Origin of the sequence: Desulfovermiculus halophilus DSM 18834, assembly GCF_000620765.1 — a bacterium.
Classification (GTDB): Bacteria; Desulfobacterota; Desulfovibrionia; order Desulfovibrionales; family Desulfothermaceae; genus Desulfovermiculus; species Desulfovermiculus halophilus.
The window spans coordinates 63,353-83,734 of record NZ_JIAK01000014.1; the positions used below are offsets into that span (position 1 = coordinate 63,353).

16 protein-coding genes are annotated in these 20,382 nt (G+C 59.5%); 7 read left to right on the top strand and 9 right to left on the bottom strand.

Going from position 1 to position 20,382, the window contains the following annotated elements:
• Window positions 1-51 precede the first annotated feature (51 nt).
• The 6 genes from N902_RS20730 to N902_RS19175 all read right to left on the bottom strand — a co-directional run bounded on the left by N902_RS20730 (window position 52) and on the right by N902_RS19175 (window position 7,180).
• The gene (locus tag N902_RS20730; RefSeq protein WP_027370556.1) at window positions 52-234 is read right to left on the bottom strand and encodes an FAD-dependent oxidoreductase; all 183 of its coding nucleotides are present in this window, start codon (window positions 232-234) and stop codon (window positions 52-54) included.
• Between the two features lie 12 nt (window positions 235-246).
• On the bottom strand, window positions 247-996 hold the full coding sequence (locus tag N902_RS20735; RefSeq protein ID WP_153304172.1) for a hydrogenase iron-sulfur subunit: 750 nt from the start codon (window positions 994-996) through the stop codon (window positions 247-249).
• A gap of 21 nt (window positions 997-1,017) precedes the next feature.
• Entirely contained in the window at window positions 1,018-3,804 is a 2,787-nt protein-coding gene (locus tag N902_RS0108275; RefSeq protein ID WP_208596292.1) for an FAD-dependent oxidoreductase, read from the bottom strand.
• 51 nt (window positions 3,805-3,855) lie between these two features.
• Window positions 3,856-4,047: an FAD-dependent oxidoreductase gene (locus N902_RS20740; protein ID WP_027370558.1), complete on the bottom strand. Its 192-nt coding sequence runs from the start codon at window positions 4,045-4,047 to the stop codon at window positions 3,856-3,858.
• An 18-nt stretch (window positions 4,048-4,065) separates the two neighbouring features.
• Window positions 4,066-5,793, bottom strand: a complete 1,728-nt coding sequence (locus tag N902_RS0108285) for an FAD-dependent oxidoreductase (RefSeq protein WP_027370559.1) — start codon at window positions 5,791-5,793, stop codon at window positions 4,066-4,068.
• Between the two features lie 85 nt (window positions 5,794-5,878).
• A complete protein-coding gene (locus tag N902_RS19175) occupies window positions 5,879-7,180 on the bottom strand; it encodes a (Fe-S)-binding protein (RefSeq protein WP_084288057.1) in 1,302 nt (433 codons plus the stop codon).
• 786 nt (window positions 7,181-7,966) lie between these two features.
• Here N902_RS19175 and N902_RS0108300 point away from each other — a divergent pair.
• From N902_RS0108300 to N902_RS0108315, 4 genes are all read left to right on the top strand, one after another.
• Window positions 7,967-10,351, top strand: coding sequence for a 3-hydroxyacyl-CoA dehydrogenase/enoyl-CoA hydratase family protein (locus N902_RS0108300; RefSeq protein WP_027370562.1), 2,385 nt, complete (start codon window positions 7,967-7,969; stop codon window positions 10,349-10,351).
• Between the two features lie 56 nt (window positions 10,352-10,407).
• Window positions 10,408-11,577, top strand: a complete 1,170-nt coding sequence (locus N902_RS0108305; protein WP_027370563.1) for a thiolase family protein — start codon at window positions 10,408-10,410, stop codon at window positions 11,575-11,577.
• A 298-nt stretch (window positions 11,578-11,875) separates the two neighbouring features.
• Window positions 11,876-12,526: a uracil-DNA glycosylase family protein gene (locus N902_RS0108310; RefSeq protein ID WP_027370564.1), complete on the top strand. Its 651-nt coding sequence runs from the start codon at window positions 11,876-11,878 to the stop codon at window positions 12,524-12,526.
• Between the two features lie 38 nt (window positions 12,527-12,564).
• A complete protein-coding gene (locus N902_RS0108315; RefSeq protein ID WP_027370565.1) occupies window positions 12,565-13,191 on the top strand; it encodes a class I SAM-dependent methyltransferase in 627 nt (208 codons plus the stop codon).
• Here the strand turns inward: N902_RS0108315 and N902_RS0108320 are convergent.
• From N902_RS0108320 to N902_RS17085, 3 genes are all read right to left on the bottom strand, one after another.
• Window positions 13,157-14,242 carry a prenyltransferase gene (locus N902_RS0108320; RefSeq protein WP_051564445.1) on the bottom strand — a complete coding sequence of 362 codons (1,086 nt, stop codon included), beginning with the start codon at window positions 14,240-14,242 and terminating at the stop codon, window positions 13,157-13,159. The two genes, N902_RS0108315 and N902_RS0108320, sit on opposite strands and share 35 nt — an antisense overlap.
• 17 nt (window positions 14,243-14,259) lie before the next feature.
• The gene (locus N902_RS0108325; RefSeq protein ID WP_027370567.1) at window positions 14,260-14,979 is read right to left on the bottom strand and encodes a class I SAM-dependent methyltransferase; all 720 of its coding nucleotides are present in this window, start codon (window positions 14,977-14,979) and stop codon (window positions 14,260-14,262) included.
• A gap of 158 nt (window positions 14,980-15,137) precedes the next feature.
• Window positions 15,138-16,487 carry a glycosyltransferase family 4 protein gene (locus N902_RS17085; protein ID WP_084288063.1) on the bottom strand — a complete coding sequence of 450 codons (1,350 nt, stop codon included), beginning with the start codon at window positions 16,485-16,487 and terminating at the stop codon, window positions 15,138-15,140.
• A gap of 457 nt (window positions 16,488-16,944) precedes the next feature.
• Here N902_RS17085 and N902_RS0108335 point away from each other — a divergent pair, with 457 nt between their 5' ends.
• The 3 genes from N902_RS0108335 to N902_RS0108345 form a co-directional block, all read left to right on the top strand.
• Window positions 16,945-17,556, top strand: a complete 612-nt coding sequence (locus tag N902_RS0108335; RefSeq protein ID WP_027370568.1) for a TetR/AcrR family transcriptional regulator — start codon at window positions 16,945-16,947, stop codon at window positions 17,554-17,556.
• Window positions 17,557-17,777: 221 nt separating this feature from the next.
• Entirely contained in the window at window positions 17,778-19,595 is a 1,818-nt protein-coding gene (locus N902_RS0108340; RefSeq protein WP_027370569.1) for an acyl-CoA dehydrogenase, read from the top strand.
• 303 nt (window positions 19,596-19,898) lie between these two features.
• A partial coding sequence (locus N902_RS0108345; protein WP_027370570.1) for an electron transfer flavoprotein subunit beta/FixA family protein occupies window positions 19,899-20,382 on the top strand: 484 nt, incomplete at its 3' end.

Below are 20,382 nucleotides of genomic sequence, written 5' to 3' on the forward strand. Positions count from 1 at the left end.
GATCTCGATATTTAGGTGCCGGCCGACCTCGACCAGTACAGGGGAGATAATTCACATTGCGCAGTCGTTGGTGGGGAAGGTCTTGTCCAGCTGGGACATCATGCCCCCAATGGACGGAGACTGCTCCACCAGATAGACCTTAAAGCCTGAGTTGGCCAGATCCAGGGCGGTCTGCATCCCGGTAATCCCGGCGCCGACCACCATCACGGATCCGCTGGTATGTGTACCTTCCATAGGGAGTGCTCCTTAGACAGCCGCAAATTCCGGTTTGTGTTCCACCATCCGCTTGAACTCCACCTGCCCGGTCCGTTCCAGATCGGCCAGGTGGTGAGAGATCCTGGCCAGGGGCAGTCCGGTGGCGGAGGCGACATCCCGGACCGAGGCGCTGCCGTGCTTGAGTGCGGTATAGATGAGGCTTTTTTCGTATTCAGTGTCCGTGATCCGCTGCAGGGCCTGGACAAAGGAGTCCTCGCTCCAGCTCCGGCCGTACACGTCCCCCTTCCGGGTGATCATGCGCTGCTTCCCTACGGTCCAGCGCACGTACTCGCTGTCCAGGGTCCGGCGCACGGCCTCCAGCTCCAGGGCGAGCCCGGACCGGTCCAGCTGTCCGCTGGCCCGGACATCCTCCACGACTGTGGTGGCTACCTGGGCAAATCGCTGGGCCTCGGCCGAGGAAACCCAGGCCAGATGCAGGCGCTGCGAACCGATCCCGGCGTGATCCAAAAGATGCTTGGTCAGGGCGATCTTTTTTTCCGCTTCCACATTACCGTCCAGGTAATGGCAGTCCCCGATGTGTCAACCGGAGACCAGGACTCCGTCTGCACCGTCCAGCATGGAGTCGAGGATAAAGACCGGGTCCACCCGGCCGGAACACATGACCCGCACCGGCCGGAGATTGTCCGGGTACTGCAGACGGGAGACACCGGCCAGGTCGGCACCGGCGTAGGCGCACCAGTTGCAGAGAAAAGCCACGATTTTGGGTTCGAACTGGTCCATATGTACCAACTCCCTTAGGGGTTAAACTGCCGCCTCAATCGAGGCTTCGATCTGGGCATCCCGGAAGTGGAGCATGTCGATGGCATGCTGGGGGCAGCTGGCGGCGCACAGGCCGCAGCCCTTGCAGGATGCCGGAATGTTCACCGCCCGGGTGACGCCCTCTTCAATCTCCTCGGCCTTGATGGCTCCGAAGGGGCAGATCTCCACGCACAACCCGCAGCCGATGCATTTGGATTGGTCGATCTGGGAGATGAGCGGAGAGATCTGTACCTGGCTCTTGGCCAGGATGGTCATGGCCCGGGAGGACGCCGCCTGGGCCTGGGCGATGGATTCCTCTATGGCCTTGGGGTAGTGGGCCAGGCCGCAGACGAAGATTCCGTCCGAGGCGAACTCAACCGGCCGCAGCTTGGCATGGGCCTCCATAAAGAAGTTCTCGTCGTTGACCGGGAGCTTGAGCACAGAGGCCAGGTCCCGGGTGGGATGGGGCTCGATGGCCGTGGCCAGGTTCAGGAGATCGGCCTGGACTATGACCTTTTGCTGCAGGACCGGATCGAAGACCTCGATCTCCAGCCCCTGGTCCGTTTCAGTGACCTCGGGCTTGTGTTCCAGGTCGTAGCGGATAAAGATAACCCCCAGCTGACGGGCCTTTTTATACAAGAGCTCCTTTTCTCCAGGGGTCCGGATGTCCCGGTAGATGATGACCACCTGTTTGCCGGGATCGGCCTCCTTAATGGCGATGGCCTGGCTCAGGGAGCTGGAACAGCAGATATGGGAGCAGTAGGGACGATTCTCGTCCCTGGACCCAACGCACTGGATAAAGGCCACGCAGTTTGCGGCCTGGATGGCCTCCTGCTTGTTCTCCAGCTCGTGCCATTTGCTGACCCGGTCCGACTGTCCGTACAGGTATTCCTGAGTATCAGCGGCTCTGCCTCCGGTGGCCAGGACCGTCACCCCGTGATCGATGTCCTTGGTCCCCTGGGGGGTTGCGATGGTGGTCTGGAAGTTGCCGACATACCCACCGGCGGTTTGGATCTGTGAACCGGTCAGGACCTCGATCCGGGGATGTTCGGCAATCTTATCCCGGTATTTGGACAGGGCCTGGGCGACGTCCGCGCCCCTCCAGGTATGGTTTACCTCACGAGCCGCACCGCCCAGTTCCTGCTCCTTCTCCACCAGGGTAACCGGAAAGCCCTGATCGGCCAGGGCCAACGCCGAGGTCATCCCGGCCAGTCCGCCGCCGACGACCAGGGCGCTCTTGACGATGTCCACGGCGATGTCTGGAATTGGTTCCAGCCTGGAGGCCTTGGCCACCGCCATGCGGACCATGTCCTTGGCTTTGGCCGTGGCCCTCGCATGATCCCGGGAATGGACCCAGGTGCATTGATTGCGGATATTGGCCATCTCGAACAGATAGGAGTTCAGCCCCGAGCCGCGGATGGTCTCCTGGAACAGTGGTTCATGGGTCCGGGGGGTGCAGGCGGCGACAACCACCCTGTTCAGGTTCTGGTCCCGGATGGTCTGGGCCATCTTTTCCTGGGTATCTTGAGAGCAGGTGAACTGATTTTCCTCCACATAAGCCACGCCGGGCAGGGACTTGGCGTACTCGGCAATGGCCGGGACATCTGCGATGCCTCCGATGTTCGTTCCGCAGTTGCAGACAAAGACCCCGATCCTGGGCTCTTCCCCGCTCACGTCCCGCTCCTGGGGAAAGCTCTTTTCCGTGACCTGGGTTCCCCTGACCCCGGCCAGGGTGGAACCGGCGCAGCTGGCTGCTGCACTGGCCTCCATAACACTCTGGGGGATGTCCTTGCACCCCTGGAGGACGCCGGCCACGTACACCCCGGGCCTGGATGCTGCCACCGGGTTGAAGTCGTCAGTCTGCACAAAGCGGTAGGGATCGATGTCCACCCCCAGATTCCGGGCGGTCTGCACCGCAGAGTCTGCGGCCTCCATGCCCACGGAGAGGACCACCAGATCGAAGTCTTCGGTAATCAGACGTCCGTCTTCAGTGGCGTAGGACAGGCGCATGGTCCCGGACTCGTCGGCCTGGGTGATGGTATGCACCCGGGAACGGACGAAGCGTACCCCTTCATCCTGGGCCTTGGTGTAGTACTTCTCAAAGTCCTTGCCCGAGGTCCGCATGTCCATAAAAAAGATGGAGGGCTGAAAGTCCTGGCCCACGTGCTCCTTGGCCATGACCGCCTCTTTGATGGCGTACATGCAGCAGACACCGGAGCAGTACTCGTTGGCCGTCCGGTTTTGATCCCGGGACCCGATGCATTGCAGCCAGGCGATGCGTGTGGCCGGTTCCCGGTCGCTAATCCGGACTACGTGTCCTTCAGTCGGTCCGCCGGCAGCCAGGATGCGTTCGAACTCCAGGGAGGTGACCACGTTGGGAAATCGGTCGTAGCCGTAAACGTCCACTCCGGAGGGATCGTAGGTCTGCATCCCGCCACTGAGGATAACCGAACCGACCTCCAGGGTGCGGGTGGTTTCCTGGTCCTCAAAGTTGATGGCCCCTGTGGGGCAGTATTTTTCACAGGCCCGGCATTTGCCTTTCTTGAAATAGATGCATCGGTCATGGTCGATGACGTATTTCAAGGGCACGGCCTGGGGATAGGGCAGATAGATGGCCTTGCGCCTGGACAGTCCTTCCTCGAACTCGTCCTCGGTCTTGGCCGGACATTTCTCAGCGCACAGCCCGCAGGCAATGCACTTGTCCATGTCCACGTATCTGGGCGCGGACTTCACTGTTGCCGTGAAATCGCCCTCCTCTCCCTCCAGGGAAAGGACCTCGGACAGAGTCAAAACCTCGATGTTTTCGTGCCGGCCGACCTCGACCAGTTTGGGGGAGATGATTCACATCGAGCAGTCGTTGGTGGGGAAGGTCTTGTCCAGCTGGGCCATGGTTCCCCCGATGGCCGGGGACTTCTCCACCAAGTAGACGTGATATCCGGAATCGGCCAGATCGAGGGCGCTCTGCATCCCGGTGATCCCGCCGCCGACAACAAGGACCGCGCCAACGGCCTGTTTGGTATCCGCTTGCGTCATGAGGTTCTCCTTCACTTCCTAAATTTCGCCGTCCTTCCGGGGATCAAACTCCGGATCCAGGTCCCGCATCACTGCATATGACCCCTGGACCCCGCGAACATTGTCAAATCCTTGTCCATTCAAAAAGCGCTGTACTTCGTAGGATCTGGTTCCGGTGTTGCAGTACACATAGACCGGAATGTCCGCAGGGACTTCCGAGATCCGGTCCGGGACCTGCTCCAAGGGGATGTTCATCCACCGGTCCCCGTATTTGTCCCGGCCGGGCTGGGCCTGATCCGGGGCCCGAACGTCCAGGACCACTCCTTTCTGCTCCGGAAAGACGCGCAGAAGCTCCTGGGGAAAGATCGGACGGTTGTAGCCGTCGATGATGTTCTGCAGCACGTTGCCGGCCACATTGACAATGTCCATGGCCAAGGAAAAGGGCGGAGAGTAGCATACTTCCAGATTGGAGATCTCGTCCAGGCGCACCCGGTGGGGCAAAAGGGCGCCCACTGCGTCCACCCTGGCCTTGACCGCGTCCCCATTTGGACCCAGGGCCTCAACCCCCAGCACTTGCCTGGTGGATCGGTCGGCTATGAGCTTCATGATCATGATGTTCGAGGTGGGGTAAAAGTGGGCCCTGTCCGGCTGGACCACCAGGGCGTACTCCGGATCGAACCCGGCCTGTTCGGCCTGGGCCATGGTCAGGCCGGCCCGGGCCACGCCGATGTCAAACACCTTGACGCAGAAGTTGCCGATGACTCCGGGGAACTGATCGTTTCCTCCGGCGATGTTGTTGGCGATGACCCGCCCCTGCCGGTTGGCCAGTGATCCCAGGGGCATGATCAGGTTTTCCCCGCTGATCAGGTGGCGCTGCTCAATGCAGTCCCCCCCGGCGTAAATATTAGGATCAGAGGTGCGCAGACGGGCATTGACCGCAATGCCCCCGAAAGGACCGATGGTCAGGCCGGCATCTTGGGCCAGCTTGGTGCTGGGCCGGACTCCGACGCTAAAGATCACGGCCTGACAGGGGATGTCCCCTTCGGAAGTCCGAACGGCCTGCACCCCGGTGTCCGCATCGCCGACCACCTCAGTGACCTTGGTCTTGCACATCACCCGGACGTCGTTGTCTTCCAGCTGCTTGTGCACAAGCCCGGCCGTGTCCGGCCCCAAGGCAGCGGGCAGGACGTGGTCCATCATCTCCACGACCGTTGTCTCCACCCCCCACAGGTCGGCAAAGGCCTCGGCCATCTCCAGGCCGATGGCCCCCCCGCCGACCACAACCGCGGACTCGATTTCGCCCTGAGCCAGCTTGTTCTTGATGGCCTGGGCGTGATGGAGGTTGGAGACTGTGAATACCCCGGGCAGATCCGCACCGGGCAGAGGGGGCAGGACCGGAGTGGTGCCCGTGGCCAGGACCAGTTGGTCATAGTCCATGGACGCTTCCTGGCCGCTGTCCACGTCCCGGTAGACAACGGACTTGTCCTTTCGGTTGATGGACACGACCTCTTGCCCGGTCAGGACCTGAAAATGCTTGACGTTCTTAAAAAAGGACTCGTTGCGCTCCATGTGATACATGGTCTTGCGCAATTCGCTGATTTCGGAGACATCGCCGCCGACAAAATAGGGTATGCCGCAGCCTCCGTAGGAGATAAGCCTGTCCCGGTCCAAGAGGGTTATTTTCGTGTCCGGGGCGCAGCGCATGAGTCTGGAGGCCACCTTCGGTCCCAGGGCCACCGCTCCGACTATCACCACATGCTTGCTCATAGCCGCCGCCTGTTTACGTTGCAATTTTCTACTTCATTGGTGTGATATTGAAAAAGCCGCCCGGGCGGGCGGCTTTCCGGTTTGCTTACAGACCGCAGTTGCATAGGTCTTCGCCCAGATACTCCCGCTCATTCTCCCCGAGGAAACCGCAGGAGAGAGCAATGAGGGTCCATAGATGGACCACGGGAAAATGGGCGCCGAAGTGCTCGCTGAGGTCATGAATCTGGGAGTGGCAGTTGTGGCAGGGAGTGATGCAGTAATCGGCACCGGTGGCGATGATCTGGTCGTATTTGATCTTTCCGTACTGCCGGCGCTGATCACCGTAGCCAGTAGCCTGGAGAAAGCCGCCTCCGCCGCCGCAACAGAAGTTGTTGGACCTGTTCGGCTGCATGTCGACGAAGTTTTCTTCCCCGACCACGGACTTGACCACGAACCTGAGCTCTTCGGCAATGGGATCGCCAAAGGACTTGCGGACCAGCTGACACGGATCCTGAACCGTGAACTTGGCCTTGATATCCTTGTTCCAATCCGAGCTTACCGGCAGCTTGCCCTCCCGGATCCAGCGGGCGTAGAGATTGATGATGGATTCGATCTCAAAGTTGTGCGGAATATCGAACTTGCGCAGTCCCTCCCGGACCGCGTACATCTCGTGGCCTCACTCCGTGTTCAGCCAGTACTTGCAGCCAAGATCGTCCACCGCCTTGGCCTTGTCCCGGACGATTTTCTCCCAGGCCTCATCGTCGGACAGGAACATGCAGTAGTTTTCCGCAGCCCATCCGATGGTGCCGTATGTCCAGTCGCAGCCGGCCGTGTGCAGGATCTTCCACAAGGGGACCATTTCATCCGGTTCGGTCACCGGCTCTCTGGAGTTCTGGTTCAGAAAGTAGGTGGCCCCTTCCTTGTTGATCGGGACCTGCATGTCCTTGAACTGAGGCTGGTCCTCGCGGACCTCCTCCAGGACGTCTTCGACCACGAACTTAAAGTCGTCGGACGAGGCGCCCATGGCGCTGGCCCCTTCGGTGTTCAAGGCCGCGTCACAGGAACCGCGGATGCCCTTGGGCCGCTCGTCTCTGGGCCAGGAAGCCCGGGCGGCGTACACCAGGCGGGGGATGTCGATATTCATGGGGCAGGCGTGAACGCAGCGACGGCATTGGGTGCAGCACCAGACCCAGCCGGACTTGGTCACTTCGTCCAGGCCCAGGGCCGCCATGCGCAGGAACTTGCGCGGATCCATGTCTTCCAGTCCGGTAGCCGGGCAGCCGGACGAGCAGGCCCCGCAGGTGAGGCACAGATTGAGATTCCCGCCCTCGGGCAAGACCTCCATGACTTTTTCCATGAAGGAGGTCTGTTTGGGCTGACCTCCAATCCTCAGAGCAGCTTCCGCCATGTTGTCCTCCTTGAAATACTAATGCTCTACAATAGGCTTTCGGCCCCGAACGGCCAGAGCACGTTGCGCGCTTTGATGAAAGTAAACGTGTATTTTGTAAACCTCCGGCACGTGTTTGTCAAATGTCCGGCATGAGCGGGACGAGAGAAATCGCGGCTCTTTAACGTAGCCAGTGGATTTTTGGAGTTTGCCATCTCTTGTGTGTGCCCACTTTCGGCCCGGCATTTTCTAAATCCCGCCAAAGAGGGATCCCTGCCCCCTCCCGGCACTCACGTGCAGGACACTGCTTTCTGTGTCGAAGAGCCTTTTCTTTCTTCGGTTTCGTAATCGCTATCGGGATCGGGATCGATATCCATAAACTGAGGGTTCCTGCTGCACGGAATGACATGTTCTTTCGATTTCGATAGCGATCCCGATTTCGATTTGGATTATCCCAACTATTAACTCATAACAGTTTTTCATACGAAAGCCTATCATACACGTGAGTGCCGGGTGGCGGGACCAAGGAAATGTGCGGGCCTGCCGCTTACGGCACACAGAAGAGACGGCAAACTCTTATAGATGCAATTCCACTTTCTGTGCCGAAGGGCCGAAATCGCGGAGCGGCTAGCGGGCTGTGACGATCGTCTTGACACCTGGATGTGAAGTTGCTAGGACATGAATGAATATTCATTCATAAATAAGGCCTGTGATGTTATCCCGCCCGGCAGGGACAGCCGGGCGGGATAACAGTGCTTACCAACCGTTCAGTTACACACGTCCTGAGCAAAACCTTTGGAGGATGCGATGACCTGTATCAAGAAAGTCGGTGTCTTGGGGGCCGGAGTGATGGGAGCGACCATTGCCGCCCATCTGGCCAATGCCGGACTGGATGTTCTTCTCCTGGACATAGTGCCCAGGGAGTTAAGTGAGGAGGAAAAAAACAAGGGCCTGACCCTGGAAAGTCCACCGGTCAGGAACCGGATTGCCCAGAACGGCCTGAACGACCTGCTGAAGATGAAACCGGCCCCGTTCTTGCTCAAGGAGTACGCCCAGCGGGTGGAAGTCGGCAATTTTGCGGATCATGCCGGACGGCTGCAGGAATGCGACTGGGTGATCGAGGTCATTGTGGAAAACATGGACATCAAGAAGAAGGTGTTTTCCGAAACCGTGGGCCCGAACATGCGCGAGGGAGCAATCCTGTCCACCAATACCAGCGGGCTGTCGGTGAATGAAATGGCCTCTGCCCTGCCCCAGAAGGTGCGCAAGAACTTCATGGTCACCCATTTCTTCAATCCGCCCAGGTACATGCGGCTCATGGAAGTGGTCGGCTGCAAAGAGGCCGATCCGGCCCAGGTGGAGTACATGGCCGACTTCATCACCAGGCGTTTGGGCAAGGGGATTGTGTTTGCCAAGGATACTCCCAACTTTATCGGCAACCGGATCGGGGTGTACGCCATCTTCAAGTCTATCCATCATATGATGGATATGGGCATGAGCGTGGAGGAAGTGGACGCAGTGGCCGGAAAGGCCACGGCCAGGCCCAAGTCAGCGGCCTTTCGCACCGCCGACCTGGTGGGGATCGACACCCTGGTTCACGTGGGCAACAACTCCTATGACGCCCTGGTCGACGACGAGGAGCGGGAGGTGTTCAAGCTTCCGGACTGGGTCCAAAAGATGGTGGAGAACAAGCAGCTGGGGAACAAGACCAAGCAGGGCTTCTACAAGAAGGAAAAGACCTCGGAAGGGACCCAGATCCTGTACTGGGACTATGAAGCCGGAGAATACAAGCCCTCCCAGAAGCCGAAGTTCGAGTCCATCAAGTTCGCCAAGATGGCCAAGACCACTGGAGAGCAGCTCAAGGCGGTCATCGGCGGAGATGACCAGGCCGCGGAGTTCGCCTGGCGCAGCCTGCGGGACACCCTGCTGTACTCCTTCAAGCGTATCCCGGAGATCGCCGACGACGTGGTGAACATAGACAACGCCATGAAGTGGGGCTTTAACTGGGAGCTCGGCCCATTCGAGATGTTCGACGCCATCGGGATCCAGGATTTCGTGCAGCGGGCGGCAAAGGACGGGGTCGCTATTCCGGACGGCCTGGATGCTGTTCCATCCTTTTATAAAATTGAAAACGGGATCCGCTATTACTTCGACCTGCAGAGCAAAGACTACAAAAAGGTCCCGGTCACCGAGGATCAGATTGAGCTCTCTTTGGTCAAGTCCTCCAAGGGCGTGGTCGAAACCTGCGACAACGCCTCCATTGTGGATATTGGCGAGGGGGTCTACTGCCTTGAATTCCATTCCCCCCAGAACTCCATCAGCGACGACATGCTGGATATGGTCTTCACCTGCGTGCAGCGGGCGGAGAACGAGGGCGCGGGCATTGTCCTGGGCAACCAGGGTGAGCGCTTCTCAGTAGGAGCCAATCTGTTCATGCTGGCCGTGGGGATTGCCGAAAACAAGTTCGACGAGCTGGAGGCCACGGTCAAAAAGTTCCAGGATGCAAGCATGGCCTTGAAATATGCCCATGTCCCGGTGGTGGCCGCTCCATTTCAGATGGCCCTGGGCGGGGGATGCGAGTTCTGCCTGCATTCGGATGCGATCAATGCCCATGTGGAAACGTATATGGGCTTGGTGGAAATGGGCGTCGGCCTTCTGCCCGCAGGCGGGGGGACCAAGGAGCTTTGCGTCCGGGCCGTTCAGGCTGCCGAGCGTTTCGGTCTGGATGTTCAGCCCTTGATCTTCAAGTACTTCGAGAACATCGCCATGGCCAAGGTGAGCATGGGGGCGGACGAAGCCTATGGGCTGGGCTATATGACCCCTGCAGATGCCGTGACCATGGATATCGACAGCCTGATCGGGGACGCCAAGCAGAAGGTCCTCAGCCTGGCCAAGAACTATAGACCGCGCAAGCCGGCGGTGATCAAGGCTCCGGGCCGCAGTGTGGCCGCCAGCGTCAAGTCCCAGCTGTGGAATATGAAGGAAGGCAGCTTCATCACCGAGTACGAATACGAGATGGGCGGTGTGGTGGCCGACGTGATCACCGGCGGTGATGTGGATGCCGGGACCCCGGTCACGGAGCAGTACGTCCTGGATATCGAGCGGGCCGCATTTGTCCAGCTCTGCCGCAACCAGAAGACCGTGGATCGGATCAACCACATGCTGAAGACCAACAAGCCGTTGAGAAATTAAAATTTTGAGCAGAAGACTGATCAAAATTTTACAAATTCTACTTCAAGGAGATAATCATGGCGAACGCCTATATACTCAAGGCTGTACGGACCCCCGGATGCAAGGCCAAGCGGGGAAAATTCACCAACGTCCGGCCCGATCACCTGGCCACGGTGGCCTTGAAGGGTCTGCTGGAGAAAACCAAGGTCGATCCGGAAAAGATCGAAGACGTTATCCTGGGCTGTTCTTTTCCGGAGGCGGAGCAGGGCATGAATGTGGGCCGCATGGTGGCCCTGAACGCCGGATTGCCGTATACGGTCCCCGGACAGACCGTGAACCGGTTCTGCTCCTCCGGCCTGCAGTCCATATCCATGGCCGCGGAACGGGTCATGGCTGGATTTGCCGACTGCATCGTGGCCGGAGGCACGGAGTCCATGACCATGGTCCCCATGGGCGGAAACAAGTTCAGCGCCAATCCGGATCTGATCTCCAACTGGCCCCAGGCTTACGCCTCCATGGGCATCACGGCCGAAAAGGTGGCAGAGCAGTTCAATGTTTCCCGGGAGGACCAGGACACCTTTGGGCTGCAGAGCAACGAGCGGGCTCTGCAGGCTATAGAGGCCGGGAAATTTGCGGAGGAGATCGTCCCGGTTGAGGTGGAGCGGACCAAGGTGGTCAAGGATCAGCTGGTCAAGGATACCGAAGTGGTGGATATCGACGATGGTCCGCGCCGGACCACCATGGAGAAGATGGCCAAGCTCAAGTCCCCGTTCAAGGCCGGTGGGTCGGTGACCGCAGGGAATTCGTCCCAGATGACCGACGGCGCGGCCGTGACCCTGGTGGTCTCCGAGGACTTTCTGAAAAAGCTGGGCCAGGATCCAATGGCCAGATTCGTGGCCTACGACGTGAAGGGCGTTCCGCCGGAGCTCATGGGCATCGGTCCCTCTGAGGCCATCCCCGGGGTCCTGGACAAAGCCAAGATGTCCCTGGACGACATCGGATTGTTCGAGCTGAATGAGGCCTTTGCCTCCCAGGCCCTGTACTGCATGCGCAAGGTGGGCATCGATCAGTCCATCGCCAATGTGAACGGCGGGGCCATCGCCCTGGGCCATCCCCTGGGATGCACCGGGGCCAAGCTGACCACCACTTTGCTCCACGAGATGCATCGGCAGGATGTCCGCTACGGCATCGTGTCCATGTGCATCGGCGGGGGCATGGGCGCAGCCGGGATCTTTGAGAAAGTGTAATCATTTTTCTGTGGAAAGAGATTATGATAAAAATGCCCCCACGCAGTGCGTGGGGGTATTTTTATTGTCATCACCAAGCCCTTGGGCTAGGATTTGATCATGCAGATCACTGCTTTCTGTGTGACGAAAGCTTATCATGCACGTGAGTGCCGGGTCTCCCCCTTTTGGCGTGACCAAGAAAATGTGCGGGCCTGCTGCTCACGGCACACAGAAGAGATGGCAAACTTTTATGTAGGCTATTCCACTTTCTGTGTCGAAGAGCCTGTTTTGTTTACACGCAAATAGTCAGGAGATTGGGGTGGGAGCGGAAACTGATCAAAAGAGGGGAGCGGAATCGTTTTCCGGACCGGACGGGAACCAGTCCTTCAGTGTGGCTGACTTTATATCCCTGGTCAAAGATACGGTCCAAGCCAGGCCTGAATGCCGGTCCTGTCCCCTGTTCGGGGCTCCGACCGTGGTCCTGGACACCAACCGGGACGCTCTGGGACCGGTGGATGTGGCCTTTTTGGGGTTAAATCCCGGACGGGAGGAGGTCAAACAGGACCGGCCCTTTGTCGGTCCGGCCGGGCGGGAGCTGCGCGAGCGGATGCAGGATCTTCCTGCGGGGAGTACCTGGCTGATATCCAACTTCATCCTCTGTCATACCCAGAACGAAGCAGCCATTCCGGAACCGGATCAGGTCCTGGAGCACTGTCTGCCCATGCTCAGAGGGATCATTGCCCGCTTCCCGGCCCGGCTGTACGTGCCTCTGGGGGCCAAGGCCATGCAGGTCTGCAATATTTCCGGCCGGATCACGGCCAATTCCGGCCAGGTGTTCAAAAAGAACACGATTCCTCTTATCCATCCTTCGGCCATCCTGCGGGCGTCGCGCGGTCCCAGGTCCAACCGGGAGATCTTTGATCAGGGATTCGCCCGGATTGTGGAGTTTCTGCAGGCAGTGACAAAGTGACTGGTGAGCAGTTTTTTATAGCCCCTACAGGAACAATCATGCCGCTTGACCATTTGCATGCAGTCGCCGAACAGATCAAGGGCTTTCTGGCCCGGGAGGAGGCCGAGGCCCTGTTTGCTCTTGGCCGGGAGTGCGCACCGCACGGCCCCTGTCTGGAAATCGGCAGCTACTGCGGGCTGTCCACCCTGTATCTGGGGACCGGGGCCCGAGAATCCGGTGGCGTCCTCTTTTCCATCGACCACCATAAGGGATCGGAAGAGCATCAGCCCGGTGAAGAATACCACGACCGGGATCTGTACGATCCCCAATTGGGGACCATAAACTCCTTCCCCGCATTCCAGCGGACCCTGCGCCTGGGAGGGCTGGAAGAGACAGTAGTGCCGGTAGTCGCCCCTTCCGCATTGACGGCAAAGGCCTGGGCTACCCCGGTGTCCCTGGTGTTCATCGACGGGGGGCACAGCCTGGAAAGCGCGCTGACCGATTACCGGTCCTGGGCATCATGGATCCGGCCCGGGGGTATATTGGCCGTCCACGACATCTTTCCCGATCCGGAGCAGGGCGGGCAGGCCCCGTACGAGATCTACAAGCTGGCCCTGGCTTCCGGCCTGTTTGAAGAGCTGCCCATGGTCACTACCCTGGGCTGTCTGCGGCGAAGACTTCCCTAGCCTCAGGGATCAAGGCCCTGCAGGGAGCGGCTGATGTGAAGAGGTGTGCCGCCGGAGTGAGTCCGGCCAGGGCGTCGGCCGCCAGGAGAACGGCCCCGGCCGTCCACGTGGGCCGTTCTCGGGGCCAGAAAATGTCCAGCTCGCTCTGGTATCCGGTCCAGAATGACCCGTCCCTGTGCCTGGCCCGGTGCAGGTCGGCAAACAGAGAAGCCGCTTTCCCTCTGTGCCCTGCGGCTGTCAGGGCCATGATCAGCTCGCAGGTCTCGGCCACGGTGAACCAGGGCTCATCGCTCACGCACCGGCAGCCCAGGCCGGGGAGGACAAACTCTTCCCAGCGCTCCAGCAACCGGCGACTGGCCCGGGGACCGGTGATAACCCCGCAGAGCACGGGATAGAACCAGTCCATGGAATACCGGGCCTTGCTTGCCCAGGTCCGATCGAAGCGGTGGGGCGAGTTCCTGATTGCCCGGCCCAGATTCCTGCGCACCGGGATCCAGTCTGCACGTTCGTCCCCCAGTTCCTGACTGATTTGGCATCCGCACTCCAGGCTCTTGTAGATGGAGCTGCATCCGGTGACTAATGCGTCCGGATAGGCATGGCCGCGATCATTCACGGTCCAGGCGATTTCCCCGTGCGGGGTTTGCCGTTCGCAGGCAAAATCCAGCCCGGCCCCGGCATGGGGCCACATCTCTTCCAGGAACATGCGGTCAGCGGTGATCAGGTAATGATGCCACACGCCGGTGGCCAAATAGGCGCTGTGATGGGTTTCCTTGCGGGTCCTGTCCAGGGGGACGGTGTCGGCATAGGCGGGCCAGAACCCGCCGTCCGCCTCCTGGATCCGGGCCAGGTAGCGGTAGGCCTTTGCGGCCTGGACCTGGAAACCGGCGATGGACAGGCCCATGGCTGCCTCCACGTGATCCCAGGGATCCAGGAGATGTCCATCGAACCAGGGGATGGCTCCGGACGGGAGCTGGGTATCTGCAATGCAGCGGGCTGTATGCAGGATGGTCTGCCTGGAGAGCTGTCCGACAGGAAGAAACAGAGTCGTCACTGGGGGCTGCCTTTCAGTTAGCGATTCTCATAGGCTGTAAAATACATGACCACGCTCTTGCCCATGACCGGATTGAGCACTCGTTCCAGGCTCCGGGTCAACCAGGGCCTGTCCAGCATGTCCCAGACCAGCAGGCGGTGGTAGAGCCTTACCGGCGGCCAGTCCTCCCGCCTGGACCAGTGCAGGCACTTGAGCCACCAGTAGGGTGCGTGCAGGGCATGGGCGTGATGGGAGCGCCGGAAGCGAAACCCCAGGCGCTGGATCTCCAGGCGCAGCGAGGAGGCCTGGAAGATGCGCACATGTCCGCCCGGCTCGTGCTGGTAATCCCGGCTTAAGGCCCAGCAGACCCGTTCCGGCCAGAACCGGGGCACGCTGACCGCTAGAGTGCCGCCGGGCTTGAGCACCCGGCGGATTTCCTGCACCGCCCGGTTGTAGTCGCAGAGATGCTCCAGGACCTCGGAGCAGATGAGATGGTCGGCGCTGTTGTCCGGCAGAGGAATGTCCAGGCAGTCTCCGGCGGCCAGAAGGCACCGGGAGCAGCGGGGATCGTCCGCCGGAAGCAGTTCGTGCAAACCCTTGCGGCTGGCGGCTGCGGAATCCGGGTCCAGGTCCAGCCCCAGAATGCGGACCGGATGTTCCCAGGCCAGGGCCTGCACATGCCGTCCGTGTCCGCAGCCGAGATCAACCACCAGCTGGCCGGGCTTGAGGCCTAAGTACTCAGGGCGAATTGTCAGCATATGGGGCCAAATTTGCCTGATTGATCAAACATATACACATAGAACATCATAGATTCGGTTCTTCGACGTAGCCTGTGGATTTTTGCAGTTTGCCGTCTATATGGACCCAGGAGGGTCCGGTTCCCGTTCCCACGCAGAGCATGGGAACGATAAATCTCTCAACTCCCCAATTCTTCGAGCACTTGCCGGTACACACCGATTGTCTCCTCCGCAGCCCGCCTCCAAGTAAATCTTGAAAGCATCCGCTGCCGTCCGGCCCGGCCCAGACTTTCCAGACTTTCCGGATTGTTGAAAAGGGATCTGATGACAGCGGCCAGGACCGTGGCGTCCGCCGGCGGGACAATGCATCCGGCGTTGCCCACCACTTCCGGAAGGCCGCCGGCGTCTGTGGCCACAACCGGCACCCCGCAGGCCATGGCTTCTGCTGCCGGCAGACCGAACCCCTCGTACAGGGACGGAACCACGGCCAAGCTGGCTCTGGCGTATTCCTGGACCAGCTCGTCTGTACTCAGGCCGTGGATAAAGCGCACATGGCCGTGCAGTCCGGACCGGTTCAGCAGTCTGGCCGTTGGACCGTTGGCCTTGGGCCGGCCCAGGACCACGAGCTCCAGGTCCGGATAATCGGTTATGAGTCCGGACACGGCCTGCAGAAGGTGGATGAGGCCCTTCAAGGGCACGTCTGCGCTGGCGGTGGCCATGATCCGGCGGGGGATACGCCGGATGTCCGGCCGAGGTGCGAAGGTATCGGTATCCACGCCGTTTAAAACAACGGAGATGTCCTTAGCTTGCAGCCGGAAATCCTGGATGAGATCCCTTTTGGACTGCTCGGAGACGGTGATGATCCGGCTCAATCTGGGGGCAACCCGTTTCTGCATGGCCAGAAAACGGTGCCAGCGGCGGATAAGCAGGCGCATGCCCCACTCCGGCTCATTGGCCAGGGCCAGGTTCATGTCCCTGGTGATCGGATGATGGATCGTGGAAACCACGGCCCGGCCGGCCCGGAGAAGGCTGAGCAGCCCGCTGCCCAGGCTCTGGTTGTCGTGAATGATGTCGTAGTCTGGGCGCTGATCCTGAAAAAAGGCGGCCAGCCTGCGGGTAAAGGCGTAGGGCTCGGGAAATCCGCCGCTGATGAAGCTGGCGTACTCCAGGACATCGGTCATCGAGTGCAGACCACGGTCCTTGAGTCCCTGGGTGGGCTTGGCATAGCTGTACAGGTTCATCCCGGGCAAGGGGATGAGGTTTACTTCCGGGGGAAGCTCCGGGTAGGGCTCCCCGGAAATTACGTCCACAGTGTGTCCCAGCCGGGCCAGGGCCTGACTCAGGTAGCGGATGTATATCCCCTGCCCGCCGCAATAGGGATTGCTGCGGTAGCCGAGCAGGGCTATGCGCAAGGGGCGGCTGTGGGGCGGGGACTCGGGCTGTCGCCTGCCAGCCGGGACGGCTTGGCTTCTGCTCTTCGGTTCCGGCTGGAGCGGAGCCCGGAAAAGGGCACGGGTGGACAGGGGCATAAGACTGAGCCTCACAGGGTGTTGAAGGTGGACTATACGGGTTGCGAAGAGATGGGCGGGAAAATGATTCTTCGACGTAGCCTGTGGATTTTTGGAGTTTGCCACCTCTTCTGTGTGCCCACTTTCGGCCCGGTATTTTCTAAGCCCCGCCAAAGGGGGATCCCTGCCCCCTCCAGGCACTCACATGATGGACATTGCTTTCAGATGGACTGAGCATATCATGCATGTGAGTGCCTGGTTTCCCCCTTTTGGCGGGACCAAGAAAATGTGCGGGCCTGTCGCTTACGGCACACAGAAGAGATGGCAAACTCTTATGTATGCAATTCCACTTTCTGTGTCGAAGAGCGGGGAAAATCATCCGCCACTCTGGCTTGACAACCCGTATGGATGTTGCTACTTCATTTCTGAATGAATGTTCATTCATTGCGCTGTAAGCACTTTAAAAGATGGACCGCGAATGTCAACGTCAAATTCAAATTCCAAAAAAAGCAATAAGTATCAGACCATTCTGGAAGCGGCCATCCGGGTCTTCGCCCGCAGTGGATATCACAATTCCACTGTTTCGCAAATAGCCAAGGAAGCCGGGGTCGCGGACGGAACCATCTATCTGTATTTCAAGAACAAAGACGATATCCTGGAAAATTTTTTCAGCTACAAGACGGCCCTGGTGTTCGACCGGTTCAAGGAAGAGGTCGGCCTGGCGGACAATGCCTTGGAGAAGCTGGAAAAGCTCATTCATCGCCACCTCTATGAGTTTGAGCAGAACCGGGAGATGGCGGTGGTCTATCAGACCGAGACCAAAGTCCGGCGCAAGGTCTCTGACGCCAAGGTCAAGGAGATGTCGGACATGTACTTCGGACTGGTCTCCGAGATCATCAGCCAGGGGCAGCAGGAAGGGGTGATCCGGAAAAATCTTTCCGTCCCCCTGGTCAAGCAGCTGATCATCGGGGCTATCGACGAGGTGATCACCTCCTGGCTGTATTCCAGCCGGACCTATTCCCTGACCTCCACGGCCGGCTCGCTGGTCGAGCTTTTTGTCCAGGGAATCGGAGAGACGGAAGACAGATGACAGAAGACGGAAGACAGAGATCAGAAGTCAGAGATCAGAGGTCAGAGGTCGGAGGACAGAGGTTAGAAGGCGGAGGGGGAGGACAGAAGGCAGATCCGTGAATGGGACCAAACATGGACAGGGGTTGAGGGTAGCCGCGTCTTCCACAAGAACCAGGCTCATTTTTGCAACATAAACGACATAACCCAATGACAACCGTATAAAATTTTAAGGAGACTCTCATGGCTCAACAGATTGCAGACCGCCGCGATGTCGATTTTGTCCTGCATGAACTTTTGGACGTGGGGCAGATCAGCTCCTACGACAAGTTCGCCGAGTTCAACAAAAAGACCATCGATCTGATCGTGAATGAGGCCAGGAACCTGGCCATCAAGGAGATCCTGCCCACCCACAAGATAGGGGACGAAAAGGGCGTGGTCCTGGAAAAGGACGGGTCGGTCACGGTCCCGGAAGAGTTTCACCGTGTGTATCAGCTCCTGCGGGACGGAGAGTGGACCGCTGTGACCGAGGATCCGGAGTGGGGCGGACAGGGCATGCCCCGCACAGTGAGCATGGCGGTCTCCGATTATCTGGTCGGAGCCAACTACGCCCTGCAGATGTATGTCGGACTGACCCACGGCGCGGGCAAGCTCGTCGAGGCCTTCGGGACCGAAGAGCAGAAGAAGCTGTTCTTGAAGAAGATGTTCACCGGGGAATGGACCGGGACCATGCTGCTCACCGAGTCGGAGGCGGGATCCGACGTGGGCGCCCTGACCACCACAGCAGTGAAGAACGACGATGGAACGTACTCCATCTCCGGGACCAAGATCTTCATCTCCGGCGGAGAGCACAACATGACCGAGAATATTATTCATCCGGTCCTGGCCCGGGTTGAGGGCGCTCCAGCCGGAACATCCGGGATTTCCCTGTTCATCGTGCCCAAGTACTGGGTGCACGAGGACGGCAGTTTAGGCGAGTTCAATGACGTGGTCTGCACCGGGATCGAGGAGAAGATGGGCATCCACGGCAGCTCCACCTGCACCTTGGCCCTGGGCAGCAAGGGCAAGTGCCGCGGCCTGCTCCTGGGCCAGGAGAACAAGGGCATGCGGGAGATGTTCCTGATGATGAACGAGGCCCGGCTCCTGGTGGGCATGCAGGGCCTGGCCTGCGCCAGCGCCTCCTACCTGAACGCGGTCAACTATGCCCGGGAGCGGGTTCAGGGCCGGCATCTGCTGAACATGATGGACAAGAGCGCTTCAGCAGTGCCCATCATCCAGCATCCGGACGTTCGGCGCATGCTCCTGTCCATGAAGTCCTATGTGGAAGGCATGCGCAGCCTGATCTACTATGTGGGCTACTGCGAAGACATGAAGGAGATGGCCGAAACCGAAGAGGAAAAGGACCGCTACCAGGGCATCATCGACGTGCTCATCCCCATCTGCAAGGGCTACGTCACCGACCGGGCCCTGGACGTATGCAATACCGGGATTCAGGTCTACGGCGGGTACGGCTATACCAAGGAATACCCCCAGGAGCTCCTGCTCCGGGACTGCCGGATCACCATGATCTACGAGGGGACCAACGGGATTCAGGCCATGGATCTTCTGGGCCGCAAGCTGGGGCTGAAGAAGGGCCAGGCCATTATGGACCTGATGGCCGAGATGCAGAAGACCATCAAGGCGGGCAAAGAGATCGAGGCTGTTGCCTCCTATGCGGAGGAGCTGGAAAAGGCTCTGAATAAGCTGGGCGAGGTGGCCATGCACCTGGGCGGCAAGGCCATGTCCGAAGAAGTGCTGCAGGCATTTTCCCATGCCTACTCCTTCATGGAGGTCAGCGGCGACGTGGCCATGGCCTGGATGCTTCTGTGGAGAGCCAATGTTGCCGCCCAGAAGCTGGACAAGGCCAAGAAGAAGGATGCGCCCTTCTACGAAGGCCAGATCAAGTCCTGCCAGTACTTTGTGGAAAACGTGCTGCCCACCACCATGGGCAAGATGAAGTCCATTCAGAAGCTGGGCGGGGCAGTGGTCGAGATCTCGGAAGACAGCTTCGGCGGGAAATAGAGACTGCTAGGTTGTTGACAGCTCCGCCTCTGGCGGCCTGTTATTGGTTATCAGTTATCTGTTCTTTGCAAGAAGCCGCCAGTCTGATTCTGCAAGAAGACTGGCGAGTGGGCAGTAGGGGCGAATAATCATTCGCCCTCTTCTGTTCTCATGTTTGACTGTATGGTTCCCGGGCCCTGCGTGGAAACCTGATGAGAAGCTTTTGGGCTACCAGTGCAGAGCCCCATGAAGCGGTCAGGAGAAGCAAGCACGTAGGGCCTGGGAGCAATAAAGCGTATACAATGAACCAAGCCAGGAGGACGTATGAACATTCTGGTCTGTGTAAAGCGAGTACCGGACACGGCCGAGAACGAGATCGAGATCAACGCGGCCGGGAACGACATTGAGCGTGACGATCTGGTTTACTCGGTCAACGAGTGGGACAACTACGCGGTGGAAGAGGCCATCCAGTTACGAGACAAGCTGGGGGGCAGCGTGACCGTGGTCACGGTTGGCGACGAGGACTCGGAAGAGGTCCTGCGCCGGGAGATGGCCATGGGCGCGGACAACGGTATTCTGCTGTCCGACGATGCCTTTGCCGGCTCGGACGGGAAGGGTGTGGCCAAGATACTCAAAGGGGTTGTGGAAAAGGGCGGTTACGACCTGATCCTGACCGGAGCCCAGGCCGACGAGGGCGCGGCCCAGGTAGGGGGGATGCTGGCGGCCATGCTGGATTATCCGTACGCCTCCCTGGTCAACGCCATTGAGGTGGTGGATGATTCCAAGCTGAAGGTGGGCCGGGAGATCG

Bases quoted from the DNA above. Each gene is read 5' to 3' on its own strand.
- N902_RS0108300 (WP_027370562.1), top strand. From the start codon at position 7,967: ATGACCTGTATCAAGAAAGTCGGTGTCTTGGGGGCCGGAGTGATGGGA.
- N902_RS0108340 (WP_027370569.1), top strand. From the start codon at position 17,778: ATGGCTCAACAGATTGCAGACCGCCGCGATGTCGATTTTGTCCTGCAT.
- N902_RS0108325 (WP_027370567.1), bottom strand. From the start codon at position 14,979: ATGCTGACAATTCGCCCTGAGTACTTAGGCCTCAAGCCCGGCCAGCTG.
- N902_RS0108315 (WP_027370565.1), top strand. From the start codon at position 12,565: ATGCCGCTTGACCATTTGCATGCAGTCGCCGAACAGATCAAGGGCTTT.
- N902_RS20730 (WP_027370556.1), bottom strand. From the start codon at position 234: ATGGAAGGTACACATACCAGCGGATCCGTGATGGTGGTCGGCGCCGGG.
- N902_RS0108285 (WP_027370559.1), bottom strand. From the start codon at position 5,793: ATGAGCAAGCATGTGGTGATAGTCGGAGCGGTGGCCCTGGGACCGAAG.
- N902_RS17085 (WP_084288063.1), bottom strand. From the start codon at position 16,487: ATGCCCCTGTCCACCCGTGCCCTTTTCCGGGCTCCGCTCCAGCCGGAA.
- N902_RS0108305 (WP_027370563.1), top strand. From the start codon at position 10,408: ATGGCGAACGCCTATATACTCAAGGCTGTACGGACCCCCGGATGCAAG.
- N902_RS20740 (WP_027370558.1), bottom strand. From the start codon at position 4,047: ATGACGCAAGCGGATACCAAACAGGCCGTTGGCGCGGTCCTTGTTGTC.
- N902_RS0108335 (WP_027370568.1), top strand. From the start codon at position 16,945: ATGTCAACGTCAAATTCAAATTCCAAAAAAAGCAATAAGTATCAGACC.